Consider the following 389-nt stretch of genomic DNA (forward strand, 5'->3'; position numbering starts at 1 on the left):
AAGCGTCCAATAGGCGTCGAGCAGGTCATTGCGCAGCCCCGGATCGACGGAAGGGTAGCGCGCAAATGCGAAATCAAGCGAATCCTCGGTGAGTTTCCAGAAATCGCTATAGGCCCCCATCAGGCTCAGCACCCAGGAATATTCGAGCTGCTTTGCGCGCCACAGTTCGGAAAATGCCCGTCCGTCCGGCCCGGCCTTCTCCGCATGCCGCCGCACCGCCGAATGGACATCGAACAATGTGCCATAAGCGTCGAAGACATAAGAACTGTGGGACACCATTTCCTCCTGTGAGGGTCCGCCCGCATCGCGAAGCGTTCGAGCGCGTTTCGATCTGATTGGATCAGACCGGCGCTCTAATCCTTTGTTTTTGACGCGCATCTTATCCGAAA

Annotated in this window: 1 protein-coding gene; it reads right to left on the bottom strand. The window is 57.1% G+C overall.

Features of this window, described 5'->3' with window-relative positions; genetic code table 11:
* On the bottom strand, window positions 1–276 hold a 276-nt coding region (locus RCF13_RS02435), incomplete at its 3' end, for an HAD-IA family hydrolase (protein WP_308140813.1).
* Between the last annotated feature and the right edge of the window lie 113 nt (window positions 277–389).

Source organism: Stenotrophomonas maltophilia group sp. RNC7 (genome assembly GCF_030910085.1).
Taxonomy (GTDB): Bacteria; Pseudomonadota; Gammaproteobacteria; order Xanthomonadales; family Xanthomonadaceae; genus Stenotrophomonas; species Stenotrophomonas sepilia.